The following is a 15,247-nucleotide window of genomic DNA, read 5'->3' as shown; positions in this document are numbered from 1 at the left end:
CCCGGTGGCGGCTCAGGCCTGGCCGACCTCGAACCGCACGAAGCGGGTGACCTCGATGCCGGCCTCGGCCAGCAGCTGCTTCACCGACTTCTTGTTGTCGGCCACCGACGCCTGCTCGACCAGGACGAAGTCCTTGAAGAAGGAGTTCACCCGACCCTCGACGATCTTCGGCAGGGCCGCCTCGGGCTTGTTCTCCTCGCGGGCGGTCTGCTCGGCGATGCGCCGCTCGGACTCGACGACCTCCGCCGGAACCTCGTCCCGGGTGAGGTACTTCGGCCGCATCGCGGCGATCTGCATGGCCACACCACGGGCGTCGGCGTCGCCGGCTTCGTCGCTCTTGCCGGTGTACGACACCAGCACGCCGACGGCCGGCGGCAGGTCCTGGGCCTTGCGGTGCAGGTAGATGGCGATGGTGCCCTCGACCCGGGCGAACCGGTTGAGCACCAGCTTCTCGCCGATCTTGGCGGACTGCTCCTGGATCAGGTCCGCGACGACCTTGCCGTCGAGCTCGGTGGCGAGCAGCTCCTCGGCGGAGTTCACGCCGGAGCGGTCACCGTGCTCGACCAGCTGCTGGGCCAGCGCGATGAACGAGTCGGTCTTGGCGACGAAGTCGGTCTCGCAGTTGAGCTCGAGCAGCGACTTGCCGGAGTGGGCGACCAGGCCGTTCGCGGCCGTACGGCCGGCCCGCTTGCCGACGTCCTTGGCGCCCTTGACGCGCAGGATCTCGACGGCCTTGTCGAAGTCGCCCTCGGCCTCGGTCAGCGCCTTCTTGCTGTCCATCATGCCGGCGCCGGTGAGGTCGCGGAGCTTCTTGACGTCCGCGGCGGTGATTTGGGACATGGCTCTCTCTTCGGTGTTGAGACGGCGTGTGGATGGTCAGAGGTGCCGGTTACCCGGATCCGGGCGGATCGTGCCCGGCGTACCGTCGCTGCCCGCCGTCCGCGAAAACGGACGGCCGGGCAGCGACGGTGCGATCACTCCGCGGTGGCGGTCGCCGGCTGCTCGGTGGCGGCCTGCGCCGGCTGCTCCGGGGTGGCGGGCTGCTCGGCGGCGGCAGCGGCGGGCTGCTCGGCCGGAGCGGCCGACTCGTCGGCCTTCTTCGGCTCGAGCAGCTCGCGCTCCCACTCGGTCAGCGGCTCGTCGCTCGCGACGCCCTCGGGCTTCTCGTCGTTGCCCCGGCGACGGCCGGAACGCGCGATCAGACCATCCGCGACGGCGGCGGCGACGACCTTGGTCAGCAGCTCGGCCGAGCGGATCGCGTCGTCGTTACCCGGGATCGGGAAGTCGACCTCGTCCGGGTCGCAGTTGGTGTCCAGCACCGCGATGACCGGGATGCCCAGCTTGCGGGCCTCGTCGACGGCGATGTGCTCCTTCTTGGTGTCGACGATCCACACCGCGGCGGGAAGCTTCTGCATGTCCCGCAGGCCACCGAGGGTGCGGGTCAGCTTGATCTTCTCGCGGGAGAGCTGCAGGGTCTCCTTCTTGGTGTAACCGGCGGCGGTGCCGCTCAGGTCACCCAGACCCTCCAGCTCCTTCATCCGCTGCAGCCGCTTGTACACGGTCTGGAAGTTGGTCAGCATGCCACCGAGCCAGCGGTGGTTGACGTACGGCTGGCCGACCCGGGTCGCCTGCTCGGCGATCGCCTCCTGGGCCTGCTTCTTGGTGCCGACGAACAGGATGCTGCCACCCTCGGCGACGGTCCCACGCACGAACTCGTACGCCTTCTCGATGTACTCGAGGGTCTGGCGCAGGTCGATGATGTAGATGCCGTTGCGCTCGGTCATGATGAAGCGCTTCATCTTCGGGTTCCAGCGCCGGGTCTGGTGCCCGAAGTGGACACCGCTCTCCAGCAGCTGACGCATGGTCACGACGGCCATGGTTGGGGTACTCCTCAAGGTCCCTGGTTGTCACGCCCGACCGGTGGCCGGGCGTCCTGGCGCCTGGTCGCCGACCCATGGTGGGCCCGATCAAGATCGGGACCAGGGAGGCCGTCGCTCCACGACGATTCGTGAAGAGGGCGCGCGAGGTCGACCGCACGAGGCGGTCGCCAGTTGGCCAGTGTACGCCCTTCACCCGTTCAGCCGCCCCGGGGTGCGCGCGGGGCGCCGCCCCGGGCTCCCGCCCCATCGCCCGAGTTGCGGGAAGATCGCGCTGGTTCCTGGAAATAGTGGCCTCCGCGTCGCCAGAGGCCACTATTTCCAGGTTGTTGTGCGTCTCTGGCCGCACGCGAGCCGCCAGCCGGCGGCGAGCGCGGCCGGTCAGCCGGCGGCGAGGCAGGGCCGGGTCAGCCGGCGGCGAGCGCGGCGGCCACGAAGAGCACCAGACCGACGGTCAGGTAGGCCGTCGGCGGGCGGAGCCAGCCGCGACCGTTGTCGGAGAGCGCCAGACCTCCGGTTCGGAGCCCGTACAGCCCGGTCGCGAAGATCGGCAGGCCGGCGACCAGGGCGATGCCCACCACGACGTTCCCGGCGTCCACCGGGTCGCCGGTCACGCCCGCGAGCAGCACCCGCAGCGCGGGGACCTCGAAGATCAACACCAGCAGGGCGAAGAGTACGGCCAGCACCGGTCGGCGGGTCCGGTAGACGCCGTCGGCGGCCGGCGGGTACAGCGGCGGCTCGGCAGCGGGCAGGTCGGGTCGGGGGCCGATCCCCGGCATCGGGCCGGTCGGCATCTCCAGCGGGTGCGGCGGCTCGCCGCCACCCCGGGTCGGCTCGATGATCGGGTACGCAGTGAGCGGGGCGGGACGAGCCTGGTCAGCGAGCACGCTGGCCGGCGACGTGGTGTCGCGGGCGGTCTCCGACGTGACGTTCGCCAGCGGGGTCTCGACGGCGGCCGGTTCCCGGGCGGCCCGACGACCGGGCAGCTCACCCGAGACCTCCGAGGGGTCCCGGTCCGCCCTGCGCGAACGGGTCGCCCGGTATCCGTCGGCCTCGGGCCGGGCGTCACCGAGGGGGTCCACCGCACCGAAGCGTCCGGAGTCGTTCTCCACCGCCCCGAACCGCCCGGACTGGGCGTCGACCGCCGGGAAGCGGCCGGAGTCCCGCTCCGGGGTGCCGAAACGGCCCTGGTCCACGGCGCCCAGGCGACCCGGGTCCGGCTCCGGCGTACCGCCGAAACGGCTCGCGTCCACCGCGCCGAAACGCCCCGAGTCCGACTCTCGGCGGCGGCCGACACCGGTGTCCTCGACGGATCGGGTGTCCTCCGCGCCACGCTGCTCGGGAATCTCGCCGTCCCGGTACCGCGGTTCGCCCGCGCCGCGCCACTCCGACTCGCCGTAACCGCGACCCCGCTCGTCGGGGTACCAGCGCGACTCCTGATCTTCCGGAAAACTCCGTCGTCCGTCCACGTCAGGCACCGTATGCGACCGGCCACGCCCGCGCCATTTCAGCCCAGCCGTCCGCGCCGCCGATCAGCCGTGCCCCGGGGTACGAATGGTGACCGGCTGGTGAAAACAGGTCGGCGACGCCGCTAGCACAGCGTGGGCATGATCGTTTGACTGTCCACAGCACACCCGTTGTCCACAGCGGGGCCGCCGCCGGGTCGCGGCGATCGTCCTCCGGCGGGCACCGTGCCGGCCATGACGAAGCGGAACCAGGCGGTTGGCGCGTACGGCGAGCGGTGCGCGGCTCGGCACCTGACCGAGGCGGGGTTGCGCCCGATCGCCCACAACTGGCGCTGCCCGGCCGGGGAGATCGACATCATCGCGTGGGACGGGCCGGTGCTCGCCTTCTGCGAGGTGAAGACCCGCCGGGGTGACGGCTTCGGCAGCCCGGCCGAGGCGGTCGTGCCGGCCAAGGCCCGCCGGCTGCGTGGGCTCGCCGCGCGGTGGCTGACCGAAACCGGTACGACCGCCGAGGAGGTGCGTTTCGACGTGCTGTCCGTGCTGCTGCCCGACGCCGGGCCGGCGCAGGTCGACCACCTCAAGGGCGCGTTCTGACATGCGCGCCCGGAGGATCGGTGACGCGCCGTGAGCTACGCGAAGGTGCTCTGCGTGGGGCTGGTCGGGGTGACCGGCCACCTCGTCGAGGTGGAGGCCGACCTGGCCGCCGGCCTGCCGGCGGTGGTGATCTCGGGTCTGCCGGACACCGCCCTGCACGAGGCCCGTGACCGGGTCCGCGCCGCCGTGGTCAACTCCGGCCAGCGCTGGCCCAACCGGCGGATCACCCTCAACCTGCTCCCCGCCACGCTGCCCAAGTTCGGCTCGGCCTTCGATCTGGCCATCGCCGCCGCGCTGCTGGGCGGCTCGGGTGAGCTGCCGCTGCTTCCCCTGGAGGGGGTGGTGGTCCTCGGTGAGCTGGGGCTCGACGGGACGGTCCGGCCCGTACGCGGCGTCCTCCCGATGGTCGCCGCCGCGGCCCGGGCCGGCGTCACGCGGGTGATCGTCCCGGTCGGCAACGCGGCCGAGGCCGCCGTCATCCCCGGCGTACGGGTGCGCGCGGTGGACACCCTGCACCGGCTCGTCGCCTTCGTTCGCGACGGGACCCCACTGATCGAGCCACCGGCGGACATCCCCGCACCCGCGGCCGACGGACCGGATCTCGCCGAGGTCGCCGGGCAGCAGCTGGGTCGGCGGGCCCTGGAGGTCGCCGCTGCCGGCGGACACCACGTGGCGCTGCTCGGCCCGCCAGGCGCCGGCAAGACGATGCTCGCCGAACGGTTGCCGTCCATCCTGCCGGAGCTGGACGACGACGCGGCGCTGGAGGTCACCGCGTTGCACTCGGTCGCCGGGCTGCTGCCGCCCGGCGGTCGCCTGCTGCGGCGCCCGCCGTTCCAGGCGCCGCACCACACCGCGACCGTACCGTCGCTGGTCGGTGGCGGCTCGGGGCTGGCCCGGCCCGGCGCGGTGTCGCTGGCGCATCGCGGGGTGCTGTTCCTGGATGAGGCTCCCGAATTCAGCAAGGGCGCGCTGGAGGCGCTGCGCCAGCCGCTGGAGCACGGCCGGATCCAGTTGAGCCGCAGCGGGGGCGGCACCGTGTATCCGGCGCGCACCCAGTTGGTGCTGGCGGCCAACCCGTGTCCGTGCGCGAAGCCGGCCGGTGACGCGCACTGCGAGTGCTCGCCGCTGGTCCGCCGCCGCTACCTGGGTAAACTGTCCGGTCCGCTGCTCGACCGGATCGATGTCCAGGTGCGACTGATGCCGGTACGGGCGGCCGAGCTGATGGCGACCGACGGTGGCGTCGAGCCGTCGGCGACGGTCGCCACCCGGGTGGCGGCGGCCCGGCAGGCGGCGGCCGATCGCTGGGCCGACCTCGGCCGGCGGCTCAACGCCGAGGTGGACGGCCCGTACCTGCGCAGACCGCCGTGGCGACTGCCGGCCCGGGTCACCGTCGAGCTGCGTGGCCGGCTCGACTCCGGCTCGCTGTCGGCGCGCGGCTTCGACCGGGTGATCCGGATGGCCTGGACCATCGCCGATCTGGACGGCCGCGACCGACCGGACCAGGACGACGTCCGGGAAGCCCTGCAACTACGGACGGGGGAGGCGGCGTGAACGCCGAGGATGAACGCAGGTTGGCCCGGGTCGCCCTGACCTGGTTGGCGGAGCCGGGCACGCGCGCCGTGCACCGGCTGGTCGAACGCCACGGCCCGGTGGCGACCCTGGATCTGCTGCTCGACGGCGGCAGCCCGGACGGCTGGCTGCACACCACCGTCGCCGCACGCTCGGCGGCCGGCGACGCGCGGGCGGTGGCGGCCGAGGCTCTGGAACGGGCGGACCGACTGGGCGCCCGGCTGGTCACCCCGGACGACGAGGAGTGGCCGACCCCGGTCGCCGGCCTGACCACGTTGCGGCTGCCGGACGTCAGCCGCCGGGTGGACGCCGAGACCGCCCCGCCGCTGTGCTTCTGGGTACGCGGAAGCTGGCCACTCTCCGAAGCCCTGGACCGCTCGGTGGCGGTGGTGGGGGCCCGGGCCGCCACCGGCTACGGGCAGCACGTCGCGACCGAGCTGGGGTACGGGTTGGCGGAGCGGGACTGGACTGTCGTGTCCGGTGGCGCGTTCGGCATCGACGCCGCCGCCCACCGGGGCGCCCTCACCGCTGGCGGTCTGACCGTCGCGGTGCTCGCCTGCGGGCTCGACCGCCCGTACCCGATGGGCAACGCCGCGCTCTTCGACCGGATCGCCGAGACGGGTCTGCTGGTCAGCGAGTGGCCCCCGGGTGCCGAGCCGCTGCGACCCCGGTTCCTGATCCGCAACCGGGTGATCGCCGTCGGCACCCGGGGCACCGTCGTGGTGGAGGCCTCGGCGCGCAGCGGCGCGACGCAGACCGCGCGGCGAGCCCTCCACGCCAATCGGGTGACCATGGTGGTGCCGGGGCCGGTGACCTCGGCGATGTCCGTCGGCGCACACGAGTTCCTGCGCGAGTTCCCCGGCAAGGCCCGGCTGGTCGCCGGGGTGGCGCACGTGCTGGAGGAGGTGGGCCGGATCGGCGCGGACCTGGCCCCGTTGGCACGCGGGCCGCAGCGGGCCGCCGACACGCTCGACGACGACGCGCGTTCGCTACTGGAGGCGCTGCCCCGCCGGAGCGCGATGGGCGTGGACCGGCTCTCCGCCCGCGCCGGTGTCGACGTACGGACCGCGCTGCGCAAGCTGTCACTGCTGGAGGAGCTGTCCATGGTGGTCCGTCGCGAGGACGGCTACGCCCTCGCCCCGCCCGCGAAGTCCAAGCGGGCGGCGACATCGGAGACGTCAGGCCCGCCGTGAGGCTGAGCGGGTGCGACGCGGCTCGTCCGGTGCGGTGGTCGCCGGATGCCCGCACACCCTCCTGCTCGGGACCCCGGCCAGCTGCCATTGCCGGTACGGTGCCCGGTCATGGGTGCAATCAAGCCGTGGCACATCAGCGTGCTCTGCTGCCTCGCCACGACCGCCGTGCTGGTTGTCGGCGTGGTCGTCTTCCTGATCAAGAAGAACAACCGCCACCGGTAGGCGAAAGGCGGCACCGTCGGGTCCCGTGACGTGGGCGGACCGGCCGTAGGCTGTGGCGGTGTCAGCTGTCGGTGAGGGTGCCTGTCCCGGTGGACCGGCCGGCACCCTGGCGCGGCCCCGATGAGCCGCCCCGACCGGGGCACCCGGGCCATGCACCAGGCGCTGCCGCCGGCGCTGCGCGACGCTGTCGACGACTTCGCCGAGCACCTGTCCCGGGTCCGTAACCGGTCGGCGCACACCGTCCGCGCGTACGTCACCGATCTGGTGTCGCTGCTCGACCACGCCGTCCGGATGGGCTGCGTGGACCTGGCCGAGCTGGACCTGTCGGTGCTGCGCAGTTGGCTGGCGCGGCAGCGCACCACCGGCGCGGCCCGCACCTCGTTGGCCCGGCGGGCCGCGTCGGCGCGGGCGTTCAGCGGCTGGGCACACCGGGCCGGGCTGCTCCCCGCCGACGTGGGCGCCGCGCTGGCCAGCCCACGCGCGCACCGGGAGCTGCCCAGCGTGCTGCGCGCCGACCAGGCCGCCGCCCTGGTCGAGGCACCGTCCCGGCAGACCCCGCCCACCAACCCGCCGCCGACAAACCGAGCGCGCACGAACCCGGCCGGCCCGAACCAAGCCGGCCCGAACCAAGCCGGCCCGAACCAAGCGGGCACAGACCAGGAGCACACGAGCGTGGCCCGCGCGGACGCAGCGGCCGGATCGGCGCAGGGCGCAGCGGAGGAGGCCGAGGCGGTGTCGCTGCGCGACCGGGTGCTGCTGGAGCTGCTCTACGCCACCGGCGTACGGGTCAGCGAGGCGTGCGGGTTGGACGTCGGCGACGTCGATCACGGCCGGCGGGTGCTCCGGGTGTTCGGCAAGGGCGGAAAGGAACGCGCGGTGCCGTACGGGGTACCCGCCCAGCGGGCGTTGGACGACTGGCTGCGCCGGGGCCGCCCGGCGATGGTGGCCGCCCACTCCGGCGACGCGCTGCTGTTGGGTGCCCGGGGCGGTCGGCTCAACCCGACGACCGCGCGTCAGATCGTCGGTGCGTACGCCGAGACCGCCGGGCTGCCCCGGACCAGCCCGCACGGCCTCCGCCACTCCGCCGCCACCCACCTCCTGGAGGGCGGCGCCGACCTGCGCGCCGTGCAGGAGCTGCTCGGTCACTCGTCGCTGGCGAGCACCCAGATCTACACCCATGTCTCGGTCGAGCGGCTGCGTGCCGCGTACCGGCAGGCGCACCCGCGGGCCTGAGCAAGCGCCGGAGGGCGCCGAGCCCCGCGGTTACGATCATCGAGTGAGCGTCCCGCAGCCCCCTGAGCCGATCCCGGGCGCCCGCCTGCTCTTCTCCCTGGACCCGGCGGTCAGCCACCTCAACCACGGTTCGTTCGGCGCGGTGCCGATCGGCGTGCAGCGCGCCCAGCAGCGGCTGCGTGACGAGATGGAGGCGAACCCGCTGCGCTTCTTCACCCAGGGGCTGGTCGACCGGATCGCGCACACCCGTCGGCACCTCGCCAGCTTCCTGGGCGCCGACCCGGACGGCAGCGCCCTGGTCGGCAACACCACCACCGGCGTCGCCGTGGTGCTCCAGTCGGTGGGCCTGCAACCCGGCGACGAGGTGCTGAGCACCGACCACGGGTACGGGGCGGTGAGCCTGGCCATCCAGCGCGAGTGCCGGCGCACCGGCGCGGTCAGCCGGGTCCTGCCGATCCCGCTGTCGGCCACCGACGAGCAGATCGTGCAGACCATCCGGGCCGGCCTGCGCCCCGGGCGGACCCGGCTGCTCGTCGTCGACCAGCTCACCTCGGCCACCGCCAAACTCTTCCCGGTCACCGCCATCGCCCGGGTGGCCCGGGAACACGGCGTGCCAGTCCTGGTGGACGCCGCGCACGCCCCGGGCATGCTGTCCACCCCGGTGGCGAGCATCGGCGCGGACTTCTGGGTGGGCAACCTGCACAAGTGGGCGTACGCCCCGCGCGGGACCGCCCTGCTGACGGTGGCACCGCAGTGGCGGGACCGGATCGAGCCGCTGGTGGTGTCCTGGGAGCAGGAGTCGGACTTCCCGGCCCCGCTCGAGTGGCAGGCGACTCTCGACTACACGTCCTGGTTGGCCGCCCCGGCGGGCCTGTTCACGATGCGCAGTCTGGGTGTCGACCTGGTGCGCGCGCACAACGCCGCGCTCGCCGGGTACGGCCAGCGGGTGGTGGGAGACGCCCTGGGGGTGGCTCCGGCCGATCTGCCCAGCCCTGGCGGGCCGGAGGTGGCTCTGCGTCTCATCCCGCTGCCGCCCGGCACGGGCACCACGATCGGCGCCGCGCGGGCGTTGCAGACCCGGATCGGTGAGCGGCTCGCCGCCGAGGTGGCGGTGATGAGCTGGAACGGCCGGGGGTGGCTGCGGCTCACCGGGCAGGTCTACAACGCCGCCGACGAATACGACCGGCTGGCCGCACGGCTGCCGGCACTGCTCGCCCAGCGCTGACCGGACCGACCGGGAGCAGCCGCACCGGTCCGAGGCCGAGCAGGGCCAGCGGGTCGAGATAGTCATCGCCCCGGCGCAGACCCCAGTGCAGGCACGCCTCGACCGGGCAACCCGGATGCCCGGGCAGCAGCTCGCCGAGCGGCGCGCCGGCACCAACCGGCTGGCCGGGGCGTACGGCGGGTTGGACCGGCTCGTAGGTGGTCCGCAGCCCGTCCGGGTGGCCCACGGTGACCACCGGTCGGCCGGCTACCGGGCCGGCGAAGAGCACCGTGCCCGCCCCGGCGCTGCGGATCACCGCTGCGGCCGGGGCGGCCAGGTCGACGCCACGATGGCCGGGCAGCCACGGGCGGGGCGGCGGGTCGAAGCGGCGCACCAGCCGTGGCGGCCCGTCGACCGGCCAGCGGAACCGCCCGGTGGGCGCCGGGTCGGCGACCGGCACCGTCAGGGCCGCGACCGGCACTGTCGGCGTCGGTGGTTGGCCGGGGACCGCCGCGCCCAGCACCGCCAGCCCGCAGAGCTGGACGGTCAGCGCGAGCGGGAGCACGGCGCTGAGCAGCACGGTGCGTCGGATCGAACGGAGGGCTGGCGGTCGCATGACGGCAGTCTCCGACCCTGGCGGGGTCGTCCACCAGCCCGGCCGGCGGGCCTGTGGACAACCGGCGGCGCTGTGGACGAGCACCCGACGGCTTCGATGATCTGTTATGCGCTGTCCCCCGGCCCGACGCGGGTGCGCCGCCGTACCTCCGGTGCCCGTTTTCGGAGCGCCAGGAAGGGCCTAGGCTGTGCCGCGTACGGCGGGTGCCGCCGTCTGCACCGGGGAGGCCCACATGACCACTCACGCTGACCGGACGTCGCCGCTCACCGGGCCGACGGTGGCCGACGTGAGCGGCCCGTCGAGGCTCGCCGAGCCGGACGAGACGATCAGCGCGGAGGAGTTGCAGCTCGCGGCCCGCAACCACGGCATCCCGTTGGAGGCGCTGCGCTACGACGTCACCCCGGCCGGGCTGCACTACCTGCTGATCCACTACGACATTCCGGCGCTCGACCCGGCGACGCACACGCTGAGCATCGGCGGGGCGGTGGACCGGCCGTTGACGGTGACCCTCGCCGACCTGCGCGAGCGCCAGCGGGTCACCCAGCAGGTGACGTTGGAGTGCGCCGGCAACGGCCGGGCCCTGCTGCACCCCCGGCCGGTCAGCCAGCCGTGGCTGGTCGAGGCGGTCGGCAACGCCGAGTGGACCGGCACCCCCCTCGCTCCGCTGCTGCGGGAGGCGGGCATCGACCCGGAGGCGGTGGACGTGGTCTTCACCGGCGCCGATCACGGCGTGGAGCGCGGGGTCGAGCAGGACTACCAGCGTGCGCTTCCGGTCGCCGACGCGCTGCGTGAGGAGGTGCTGCTGGCGTACGAGATGAACGGCGCTCCCCTGCTGCCGCAGCACGGCGCGCCGCTGCGGCTGATCGTGCCGGGCTGGTACGGCATGGCGCACGTGAAGTGGGTCCACTCGATCGAGCTGCGGACCGAGCCGTTCGCGGGGTACCAGAACGCGGTGGCCTACCGGGTACGCCGCGACGCCGACGACCCGGGGGTGCCGGTCACCCGGATCGAGCCGCGTGCGCTGGTCCGCCCGCCCGGCTTCCCCGATTTCATGTCCCGCCGTCGGGTGCTGCGCCCCGGCCCGTGCACCCTGGATGGTCGGGCCTGGTCGGGGCACGCGCCGGTGGTGGCAGTGGAGGTGACCACCGACGGCGGGGAGAGCTGGGCGCCGGCCGAACTGGACCCGACGGACGCCGGAGATTTCGCGTGGCGGCGCTGGCGGCACGAGTGGGTCGCCACGCCCGGCCGGTACGTGCTCGGCGCGCGGGCGACCGACGCGTCCGGGCGGACCCAGCCGGTCGAGCAACAGTGGAACCGTGGCGGCTTCGCCAACAACATGGCGCAGCGGGTCGAGGTCGTGGTGCCCGCCGAGTGACCGGCTGGTGTCAGGCCACGGGTGGGGGGCCCGTGGCGCGGCACCGCGGCTGGGGTGCGCTCAGCCGCCGAAGCCGGAGTCGGCGGGCAGCGAGATGTCGGGCTTCTCCAGCTCCTCGACGTTGACGTCCTTGAAGGTCATCACCCGGACATTCTTCACGAAGCGGGCGGGACGGTACATGTCCCACACCCAGGCGTCGTGCATCTCGACCTCGAAGTAGACCTCGCCGTCGGAGTTGCGCACGTGCAGGTCGACCTGGTTCGCCAGGTAGAACCGCCGCTCCGTCTCCACCACATAGGAGAATTGGCGGACAATGTCGCGGTACTCCCGGTAGAGCTGCAGCTCCATCTCGGTCTCGTACTTCTCGAGATCTTCCGCGCTCATCGCACTCCGCCTTCCATGGCCACATCTTCCCCCACCGGCGCCGGAGGCCGAGGCTGCTCGCCCAACGCCACGCCGACGGTACCCCCTGACGCCCGTGAGCGCTCCATCGGCTCATCCGGACCCTGGCCGCCGGGCCGCCGGGCGCGCGGTGGCCGGCCGTCGCGGCCGGAGACCGCTGCCACATTGACGTACGAGAACCGGTGCTCCCGGCACGGTCCGTGCTCCCGCAGCGCCGCCGAGTGCTCCGGGGTGATGTAGCCCTTGTGCTCGGCGAAGCCGTACGCCGGGAACACCCCGTCCAACTCCACCATGAGCCGGTCCCGGGTGACCTTGGCGAGCACACTGGCCGCCGCCACGCACGCGGCCACCCGGTCGCCCTTCCACACCGCCAGCCCGGGCACGCCCAGGCCGTCCACGCCGAAGCCGTCGGTCAGCACGTACTCCGGGCGGGTGGTGAGCGAGGCGAGCGCCCGGCGCATCGCGGCCAGGTTGCACACGTGCAGGCCCCGGGCGTCGACCTCCTCGGCCGGGATGACCACCACGGCGTACGCGAGGGCGCGGTCCACGACCTCCGCGTACACCCGTTCCCGGCTGGCCGGGGTGAGCAGCTTCGAGTCGGCCAGCCCCTCGATCTCGCCGCGCCGTCCCTCGGGCAGCACCGCCGCGGCGGCGACCAGTGGACCGGCGCACGCCCCCCGACCAGCCTCGTCCGCACCGGCGACGTGCCGGAAGCCACGCCGCTGCAACGCCCGCTCCAGGGCGTACAGGCCGGCCTCACGGCGCACCACGGTACGCGGCGGGGTCAGCATGACGTCTCCTCTTCCTGGCCTGTGGTGGCGGGCTGCCCCAGCCGGGTCAGCAGGGCGGGCAGTTCCGGTGGGTAGAACCGGTCGCCGCTGGCCGCCAACTCGTCGGGAAGCCACCAGCGGTGGCCGGCGATGCTGCGCCGCTCGATGTCGTTGAAGCCGGTGGTGTCCACCCGCCAGGAGTCCACCCGGAAGAGGAAGAAATCCTGCTCCTGGCGGTACCAGACGCCGTCGAAGGAGAACTCGGTCGCGTCGGACCAGACCGGCTCGCCCAGCGCGGCCGGGTCGAGCAGCAGGCCGGTCTCCTCGGCCAACTCCCGGGCCGCGCCCGCCGCCGGGGACTCCAGCGGGTCGAGCCCGCCGCCGGGCGTGAACCAGTAGCGGTGCCCGGGTCGGGCCGGGTCGAAGCCCTCGAACAGCAGGACCCGGCCGGCCGCGTCGACGAGCAGCACGCGGGCCGCGCGTCGAGGGGTGTGGACACGGTCGTCGCTGTTCGCGACTGCGGGGCTCGGACGTTCACTCCTCGCGCTCACGGTCACCGCACCAGCCTGCCAGACCGACGACGGATCGCCCACGCCCCGTCGGCCTACGGCTTGGGAATGCCGTCGAACCCGTCGGGCACTGTCAGCCAGGTGGCCCGGCTGACCGGCCAGAAGACGGTGAACGCCCGCCCGACGACGTCGTTCTCCGGGATCGTGGCCTCGGTGATGTTCTGCCCGGACTGCTGCCAGTGCTCCAGTGAGTCGCCGGAGGCCGACCGGTGGTCGCCCATCACCCACAGCCGACCCTCCGGCACGGTGATGTCGAACTCCTGGTCGGCGGGCTTGTCGCGAACCCCGTCCATGGAGAAGATGTACGGCTCGTCCAGCGACTTGCCGTTGATCATCAACCGTTCCTGCGGGTCACAGCAGACCACGTGGTCGCCGGGGACGCCGATCACCCGCTTGATGAAGTCCTCACCGTCGGGGTTACCGCTCCACGAGGTCGGAGCCTTGAACACGATCACCTCGCCGCGGTGCGGTGATCGGAAGTCGTAGACCAGCTTGTTGACCAGCACCCGGTCATCGATCTTGAGGGTGTTCTCCATGGACGGGGAGGGGATGAAGAAGGTCTGCAGCACAAAGGCGCGGACCAGCACCGCGACCAGGATCGCCACACCCAGCAGGATCGGCAGCTCCTTCCAGAAGGAACTGCGCGGCTTGTCGGTCTGCTCGTCAATCACGCCAAGGAGCCTACGTTGCCCGGCTGGACGACACCGCCCGGAACGCGCGGGAACCACGCAGCGCGGCTGCCAACGGCAGCATCAGCAGCACACCGCCCTGCGGGGTCGGTCGCACCGGGGGCGTGCCGGGGGATGCCGTGGCGGGCCCGGTGACGTCCTCGAACGTCGACGGCACCGACAGCGCACTCCACCGCGACGAGGGCCAGACCACCATGAAGGCCCGGCCGACCACGTTGTCGATCGGCACCGGCCCCTGGCAACGCGCGTCCTGGGAGACCTCGCGGTGATCGCCCATCACGAAGAGCTGACCGGGTGGCACGACGACCTCGTCGAATCGCCGGGAGCGACACTCCGCCGGGTTGGGCGGCAGGTCCAGCGGTGAGTCCCGCAGGACGTACGTCTCGTTGAGCGGGGTGCCGTTGACGGTCACCCGCCCCTGACTGTCGCAGCACTGCACCCGGTCGCCGGGCAGGCCGATCACCCGCTTGATGAAGTCCTTCTCACCGGGCCGGCTCACCCCGACCAGGTCGCCGACGGTGCGGGCGAGCCGGCCGGCGACGCCCGGCTTCGGCTGATCGTCGACCTGCGGCGCCCAGCGGTCGGTGCCCCGGAAGACCACCACCTCGCCGCGCAGCGGGTCCCGAACGTCGTAGACGACCTTGTTGACCAGCACCCGGTCACCGACGAGGAGGGTGTCCTCCATCGAGCCGGACGGGATGAAGAACGCCTGGAGCAGGAAGGTACGGATCAGCACCGCGAGGCAGAACGCGACCACCAGCAGCAGCGGCAGCTCCTGCCAGAGGGGCATCTGTCGGCGGGTGCGGCGGGCCCGTCGACGCCACGGATCGACGGTGCCGTCATCGTCAAGCGTCTGCACCACGCCACTCCCCGGTCCGCAGAAACACCACCGCCCGGGAGCCTCGTCGAGGCTCCACGGGCGGTAGTGGACAACTGCCCGCCGCGAGGGCGGGGTCGCCGCCTCGCTGCGCCCGTACGACCAGGGTAGTGCGCTCTGGTCGGTACGGCATACGCGCAGCTCGGGCGGCGTGGCGAGCGGGAAGTCAGCTGGGCTGCTTCTCCCGCTTCTCCTTGATCTTGGCCTTCTTGCCGCGCAGCTCGCGCAGGTAGTAGAGCTTGGCGCGACGCACGTCACCGCGGGTCACGACCTCGATCCGGTCGATGCCCGGGCCGTTGAGCGGGTAGGTCCGCTCGACGCCGACGCCGAAGCTGACCTTGCGGACCGAGAAGGTCTCGCGCAGACCGTCACCCTGGCGGCGGATCACGACGCCCTGGAAGATCTGGACACGGGACCGGTTGCCCTCGACGACGCGGGCGTGCACCTTGACGGTGTCACCGGCCCGGAAGTCGGGGAGGTCGGTCCGCTTCGACTGGGCGTCAAGGGCGTCCAGGATGTTCATCGCTGCGTCCTCGTAAGGCTCACGGCGCACCGTCACTCGGTGCGCGGGTGGGTGATTCTGATTCCCGG

At 73.1% G+C, this 15,247-nt stretch carries 15 protein-coding genes and 1 pseudogene; 6 read left to right on the top strand and 10 right to left on the bottom strand.

Features of this window, described 5'->3' with window-relative positions; genetic code table 11:
- Positions 1 to 12: 12 nt before the first annotated feature.
- The 3 genes and pseudogenes from tsf to KBX26_RS16075 form a co-directional block, all read right to left on the bottom strand.
- On the bottom strand, positions 13 to 840 hold the full coding sequence (tsf, locus tag KBX26_RS16085) for a translation elongation factor Ts (RefSeq protein ID WP_030335198.1): 828 nt from the start codon (positions 838 to 840) through the stop codon (positions 13 to 15).
- A 134-nt stretch (positions 841 to 974) separates the two neighbouring features.
- Positions 975 to 1,877, bottom strand: coding sequence for a 30S ribosomal protein S2 (rpsB, locus tag KBX26_RS16080; protein ID WP_030335200.1), 903 nt, complete (start codon positions 1,875 to 1,877; stop codon positions 975 to 977).
- A gap of 407 nt (positions 1,878 to 2,284) precedes the next feature.
- Positions 2,285 to 3,383: pseudogene (locus KBX26_RS16075) on the bottom strand (hypothetical protein).
- Positions 3,384 to 3,577: 194 nt separating this feature from the next.
- On the opposite strand from KBX26_RS16075, the gene KBX26_RS16070 reads away from it, so the two are divergent.
- The 5 genes from KBX26_RS16070 to KBX26_RS16050 all read left to right on the top strand — a co-directional run bounded on the left by KBX26_RS16070 (position 3,578) and on the right by KBX26_RS16050 (position 9,379).
- Positions 3,578 to 3,937 (top strand): YraN family protein, encoded by a 360-nt coding sequence (locus KBX26_RS16070; RefSeq protein WP_030335202.1) that lies wholly within the window; start codon positions 3,578 to 3,580, stop codon positions 3,935 to 3,937.
- Between the two features lie 30 nt (positions 3,938 to 3,967).
- The gene (locus KBX26_RS16065) at positions 3,968 to 5,488 is read left to right on the top strand and encodes a YifB family Mg chelatase-like AAA ATPase (protein WP_030335204.1); all 1,521 of its coding nucleotides are present in this window, start codon (positions 3,968 to 3,970) and stop codon (positions 5,486 to 5,488) included.
- Positions 5,398 to 6,699, top strand: coding sequence for a DNA-processing protein DprA (gene dprA, locus KBX26_RS16060; RefSeq protein ID WP_374224299.1), 1,302 nt, complete (start codon positions 5,398 to 5,400; stop codon positions 6,697 to 6,699). The genes KBX26_RS16065 and dprA overlap by 91 nt, the downstream gene beginning before the upstream one ends.
- A 342-nt stretch (positions 6,700 to 7,041) precedes the next feature.
- The gene (locus tag KBX26_RS16055) at positions 7,042 to 8,154 is read left to right on the top strand and encodes a tyrosine recombinase XerC (protein ID WP_210865776.1); all 1,113 of its coding nucleotides are present in this window, start codon (positions 7,042 to 7,044) and stop codon (positions 8,152 to 8,154) included.
- Between the two features lie 43 nt (positions 8,155 to 8,197).
- Positions 8,198 to 9,379: an aminotransferase class V-fold PLP-dependent enzyme gene (locus tag KBX26_RS16050; RefSeq protein WP_210865775.1), complete on the top strand. Its 1,182-nt coding sequence runs from the start codon at positions 8,198 to 8,200 to the stop codon at positions 9,377 to 9,379.
- Here KBX26_RS16050 and KBX26_RS16045 read toward each other — a convergent pair.
- Positions 9,300 to 9,974 carry a murein hydrolase activator EnvC gene (locus KBX26_RS16045; RefSeq protein WP_210865774.1) on the bottom strand — a complete coding sequence of 225 codons (675 nt, stop codon included), beginning with the start codon at positions 9,972 to 9,974 and terminating at the stop codon, positions 9,300 to 9,302. The genes KBX26_RS16050 and KBX26_RS16045 overlap by 80 nt on opposite strands.
- A 232-nt stretch (positions 9,975 to 10,206) precedes the next feature.
- Here KBX26_RS16045 and KBX26_RS16040 point away from each other — a divergent pair, with 232 nt between their 5' ends.
- Positions 10,207 to 11,349 (top strand): sulfite oxidase, encoded by a 1,143-nt coding sequence (locus KBX26_RS16040; protein WP_051708728.1) that lies wholly within the window; start codon positions 10,207 to 10,209, stop codon positions 11,347 to 11,349.
- A gap of 60 nt (positions 11,350 to 11,409) precedes the next feature.
- Here the strand turns inward: KBX26_RS16040 and KBX26_RS16035 are convergent, their stop codons facing one another.
- From KBX26_RS16035 to rplS, 6 genes are all read right to left on the bottom strand, one after another.
- Positions 11,410 to 11,733, bottom strand: a complete 324-nt coding sequence (locus KBX26_RS16035) for a DUF2469 domain-containing protein (RefSeq protein ID WP_007075222.1) — start codon at positions 11,731 to 11,733, stop codon at positions 11,410 to 11,412.
- The gene (locus tag KBX26_RS16030) at positions 11,730 to 12,542 is read right to left on the bottom strand and encodes a ribonuclease HII (protein WP_030335217.1); all 813 of its coding nucleotides are present in this window, start codon (positions 12,540 to 12,542) and stop codon (positions 11,730 to 11,732) included. Before KBX26_RS16030 ends, KBX26_RS16035 begins: the two co-directional genes overlap by 4 nt.
- Entirely contained in the window at positions 12,536 to 13,072 is a 537-nt protein-coding gene (locus tag KBX26_RS16025; protein ID WP_167337328.1) for an NUDIX hydrolase, read from the bottom strand. Before KBX26_RS16025 ends, KBX26_RS16030 begins: the two co-directional genes overlap by 7 nt.
- Positions 13,073 to 13,125: 53 nt before the next feature.
- Entirely contained in the window at positions 13,126 to 13,761 is a 636-nt protein-coding gene (lepB, locus tag KBX26_RS16020; RefSeq protein ID WP_030335221.1) for a signal peptidase I, read from the bottom strand.
- Positions 13,762 to 13,771: 10 nt separating this feature from the next.
- Entirely contained in the window at positions 13,772 to 14,641 is an 870-nt protein-coding gene (gene lepB / locus KBX26_RS16015; protein WP_030335222.1) for a signal peptidase I, read from the bottom strand.
- 181 nt (positions 14,642 to 14,822) lie between these two features.
- Complete coding sequence (gene rplS, locus KBX26_RS16010) at positions 14,823 to 15,179, bottom strand: 50S ribosomal protein L19 (RefSeq protein WP_030335223.1); 357 nt, start codon at positions 15,177 to 15,179, stop codon at positions 14,823 to 14,825.
- Positions 15,180 to 15,247 lie beyond the last annotated feature (68 nt).

This window comes from Micromonospora sp. C97 (assembly GCF_018070385.1).
GTDB lineage: Bacteria > Actinomycetota > Actinomycetes > Mycobacteriales > Micromonosporaceae > Micromonospora > Micromonospora parva.
This window is presented reverse-complemented; position numbering and strand designations above follow the sequence as displayed.